Origin of the sequence: Mesorhizobium sp. M2A.F.Ca.ET.067.02.1.1 (genome assembly GCF_004023285.1) — a bacterium.
GTDB lineage: Bacteria > Pseudomonadota > Alphaproteobacteria > Rhizobiales > Rhizobiaceae > Mesorhizobium.
Genome location: NZ_RZSB01000525.1, coordinates 1 through 4,250, shown reverse-complemented (window position 1 = coordinate 4,250; position 4,250 = coordinate 1). Strand labels below are relative to the sequence as shown.

The 4,250-nt window shown below is 64.0% G+C and carries 4 protein-coding genes; 1 reads left to right on the top strand and 3 read right to left on the bottom strand.

Annotated elements, in window-relative coordinates:
- On the bottom strand, positions 1-1,682 hold a 1,682-nt coding region (locus EOA28_RS26700; protein ID WP_148670865.1), incomplete at its 3' end, for an efflux RND transporter permease subunit.
- On the bottom strand, positions 1,676-1,990 hold the full coding sequence (locus EOA28_RS26695; protein WP_245467175.1) for a hypothetical protein: 315 nt from the start codon (positions 1,988-1,990) through the stop codon (positions 1,676-1,678). The genes EOA28_RS26695 and EOA28_RS26700, both read right to left, overlap by 7 nt.
- Positions 1,991-2,162: 172 nt before the next feature.
- On the opposite strand from EOA28_RS26695, the gene EOA28_RS26690 reads away from it, so the two are divergent.
- Positions 2,163-2,744, top strand: coding sequence for a TetR/AcrR family transcriptional regulator (locus EOA28_RS26690; protein ID WP_126078646.1), 582 nt, complete (start codon positions 2,163-2,165; stop codon positions 2,742-2,744).
- A 425-nt stretch (positions 2,745-3,169) separates the two neighbouring features.
- Here EOA28_RS26690 and EOA28_RS26685 read toward each other — a convergent pair whose 3' ends face one another.
- Entirely contained in the window at positions 3,170-4,192 is a 1,023-nt protein-coding gene (locus EOA28_RS26685; RefSeq protein ID WP_126078644.1) for a LacI family DNA-binding transcriptional regulator, read from the bottom strand.
- Between the last annotated feature and the right edge of the window lie 58 nt (positions 4,193-4,250).

The window sequence follows — 4,250 nt, the reverse complement described above, 5'->3', positions numbered from 1 at the left end:
GGGAGGAAGGTCGAGGGCAATTTCTGCCAGACGAAATAGGTGGCGACGAGGCCGGCCGCGAACAGGCCGAGCATCGCCCAGCGCAGCTTGATCAGGATGCGCACGCCGTGGGCATAGGCATGGGACAGCCAGTCGAAGCCGGCGTTGAACCAGCGGAACAGCACGAACTGGGTTTCGCCGCGATGGCGCAGGAAGGCGGCGCTCAGGGCAGGGGACAGCGTCAGCGAGTTGAAGGCTGAGATGCCGACCGAGATCGCGACGGTGAGCGCGAACTGGTTGTAGAGCCGGCCGGAGACGCCCGGGATGAAGGCGACGGGAATGAACACCGCCATCAGCACCGCCGTAGTGGCGATGATCGGTCCGGTCACTTCGGCCATCGCCGCGCGCGTCGCGGCAAGCGGCTTCAAGCCCGCTTCCAATTGTCGCTCGACATTCTCCACCACCACGATCGCGTCGTCGACGACAAGGCCGATCGCCAGCACCATGCCGAGCAGCGAGAGCATGTTGAGCGAGAAGCCCAGCATATACATGATCGCCAGCGTCGCGATCAGCGATACGGGGATGGCGATGGTCGGGATGATGGTGGTGCGCCAGCTCTGCAGGAAGATGAACACCACCGCCACGACCAGCACCAGCGCCTCGCCGAGCGTGATCAGCACGTCATGCATCGAGGCCGACACGAAGCGCGTCGTGTCGTAATGCATGGCGTAGTGGACGCCCTTCGGGAAGCGCTGCGACAGCTCCTGCATCTTGTCCTTGACCCGCTGCTGCAGGTCGAGCGCGTTGGAGCCGGGCATCTGGTAGACGGCCAAAACCACCGTCGGGTCCTTGCCGAAGAAGGCGGATGACGAATATTGCAGCGCGCCGAGCTCGATGCTGGCGACGTCCCGCAGCCGCACAAGCGAGCCGTTCTGGGAGTTGGCGCGCACGACGATGTCGCCGAATTCCTTCGGGTCGCTCAGGCGGCCGACGGCATTGACCTGCATTTCGAAGGCGGTGCCGGCCGGCGCCGGCGACTGGCCGATCTTGCCGGCCGCGACCTGCACGTTCTGCTCGGCGATGGCGTTCTGGACGTCGACGGCGGTGATACCGAGATTGGCGAGCTTGTCTGGGTCGAGCCAGACGCGCATCGAATAGCGGCGCTCGCCGAAGATCTGCACGTCGCCGACGCCCGGCAGGCGCTTCAGCGGATCGACCACCTGCAGATACGCAAGGTTGCTCAGCGCCACGGGATCGACCGAGCCGTCCGGCGAGGTGAGGTCGACGATCAGCACGAAATTGGGGTTCTGCTTCTTGATCGTCACGCCGCCCTGGTTCACGATTGCCGGCAGGGAGGACGCCGCTTGGCTGACGCGATTCTGCACGTCCACGGCCGCCGTGCTCAGCGGATAGCCGACGTCGAAGGTGATGGTGATGGTGGACGAGCCGTCATTTGAGCTCGTCGACGACATGTAGGTCATGCCCTGCACGCCGTTGATCTGCTGCTCGAGCGGCGTGGTGACCGTATCGGCCACGACCTGCGCGCTGGCGCCCGGATAGTGGGCGCTGACCACGACCTGCGGCGGCGTGATGTCGGGGAACTGCGAGACCGGCAGCAGGAAATAGGCGATCGCGCCGGCGAGCACCATGATGATGGCGATCGCGGACGCGAAGATCGGGCGGTGGACGAAGAAGTTTACCATGATGCGCATGCCTCGACGAAGGGCTTTGCGAAATGACGCAGGCGCCGGGTCCGGCCGGAACCGGAATCCTGCAGGAAGGAAGGCAGGATTTCATCATCCGGCGCCTGTTTCGCCGCGCGCTGGCGCAGCATCCGTTCGAAGGCTTTGGGGTCGATTCCGTCCGCCTTCATCACCAGCCGGATCATCGGATCCCGGACGGCTTCGTCGATCGTCAGGTCTTTGCGCTTTTGCATAGGAGCGGCTCCTTGCTCGGTCCGCATCGATTGATCACGGACCGCTTTTCTCTTTTTCACCGGCCGAAGCCGCATGACAGGCTGCTTTTTCGTCCTATCTCACTCTGGCAGGCTATCGGAGGGCCTTGTCGTTTGACGGGGAGTGATATAGGTGTTACCAGTAAGTAACATCTAAAAGTTACAGACCGGTAACACCCTAGTCAAGAGGTGGCGACGGTTTTTTTGGAAACGACGAAAGGAGATCATCATGAGTGACGGCGTCGCGGAGCGTTCCCGTCCCCGGGATCGGATCCTGGAGACGGCGCAGGACATGTTCCACAAGCACGGCATCAAGGGCGTTGGCGTCGACGCCATCACCGAGGCTGCCGGCACCAACAAGATGACGCTTTACCGCCATTTCGAGTCCAAGGACGAGCTGGTCGTTGAATGCCTGCGCGCCACGGCGGCGAAGGCTTCAAGAATCTGGGACGAGTTCGAGGCCCAGCATCCCGGCGACAAGCTCGCCCAGTTGCATGCCTGGGTCCAGAAGGCTTCGGAACTGCTCAGCGCCGACAGCCGCGGCTGCGACATGGCCAATGCCGCCGTCGAGCTCACCGAGGCCGACCACCCGGCCAGGCGCGTCATCAAGGAACTGAAGGAAGCCCAGCGCGAGAAGCTGGTAGCGCTTTGCCGCGATGCCGGCATCGGCCAGGCCGAACTGCTTGCCGACACGCTGTCGCTGCTGCTCGAAGGCGCCCGCGTCTCGATGCAGAGCGTCGGCGCCGAAGGCCCGAGCGCGCAATTCGTGCGCATGGCCGAAAGCCTGATCGCTTCATTCCGGGCGCGCTGACTCGGGGCTTACGGACTCCCCCTCATCCGGCCGCTTCGCGGCCACCTTCTCCCCGAGGGGAGAAGAGATTGGGGTCGGCGCCGACCGTCTCCTCTCCCTTGGGGGAGAGGTCGGATTGCCCCGAATTGCCCTTCGCAATTCGGATCGCAATCCGGGTGAGGGGGCTGGAGCGCCGCCTTATTGCGCACAAAGAAAAAGCCCGCTGCCGGGAGGAGGTGGCAGCGGGCTTGATTTCGAATACGGCACGGGAGGAGGTGTACCGCACTCAGCGCCGGTGTCTGGGAGGAGGAAGACATCCGACAGGTTCATAAATACGAGTTGCCCAACGATTCGGCAATTGCGAAACGTGCATAGCTGCTGTGCAGAATTGCGGGATCAATTATCAGACAAATCCGAATAGGCACCCGCCAGCACCCATTGCCGGCCTACTGCACCGGCACGTTTTCCTTGAAGATCAGCCGCGGCTCGATGAATTTCTTGGTCAGGTAGGGCGCCGAGGAGGCGATCGAGCCGAGCAGGCGGATCACAGACTGTTCGGCGATCAGCCGCGCATTCTGGTCGATGACGACATCGGCGAGGTCATCGACGAGATAGCGCCGTGTCTCCTTGGTCAGGTCGTGGCAGATGAAGACCGGCTTCCTGCGCGGCTTGGCTTCCAGCAACGCCCTGGCGACGCCGGAGCGTCCGCCGCCGACGCAGTAGATGCCGAGCAGATCCGGTTCGTCGTGCAGCGCCTTGATGGTGGCGCGGTAGCTGGCGTCTGGCTCGTCGTTGATCTCGACGGCGCTGGACACGGTGAGATTGGGGAACTCCTCGCTCAGCACCGAGCGGAACCCCATCTCGCGCTCTTCATGGCCGCGATAGGAGCGCGAGCCGACCATCATCGCCAGATGCCCGGTGCGGCCGCCGAGGAAGCGCCCCATCAGCAGCGCCGCTGTGCGGCCCGCCACGCGGTTGTCGATGCCGACATAGGCCGAGCGGGGCGCCGCCGGCACGTCTGAGACCAGCGTGACCAGCCTGATTCCCGCCTCGACCAGCTCGCGCAAGATGTTGCGCGTGCGCGGGTGATCGACGGCGATGACGCCGACGCCATTGGCCTTGAGCGACAGATTCTCCACAGCGCTCTGCAGCGCGCTGGGCGAAATGCCGGCAAGATTGTGGATGCGGCACGACGCGACCAGGGGCAGGCGCGCCGCATAGTCCTCGATGTGATGGGCAAGATCGGCCATGAAGGCGTTGGACCCGATCGGCAGGAAGAATTCGAGATGCGCCGGCTTCGAGGGCAGCACGACCTGGTCGAGTGTCGGCAGATAGCCGAGCTGCTTGGCCGCTTCCATCACGCGCTGCCGGTTGGCGGCGCTCGCGCCCGGACGGTTGTTCAGCACCCTGTCGACGGTCGCGGTCGACAGGCCGCAGCTCCTGGCGATGTCGGCTACGGTGGCTTTCATGGGTCCAGTCATAGGATGGGATGCGAGCCCCTGTCACGCCAAGTCAAAGTCCTGTCTC

Bases quoted from the DNA above. Each gene is read 5' to 3' on its own strand.
- EOA28_RS26685 (WP_126078644.1), bottom strand. From the start codon at position 4,192: ATGAAAGCCACCGTAGCCGACATCGCCAGGAGCTGCGGCCTGTCGACC.
- EOA28_RS26695 (WP_245467175.1), bottom strand. From the start codon at position 1,990: ATGCGGCTTCGGCCGGTGAAAAAGAGAAAAGCGGTCCGTGATCAATCG.
- EOA28_RS26690 (WP_126078646.1), top strand. From the start codon at position 2,163: ATGAGTGACGGCGTCGCGGAGCGTTCCCGTCCCCGGGATCGGATCCTG.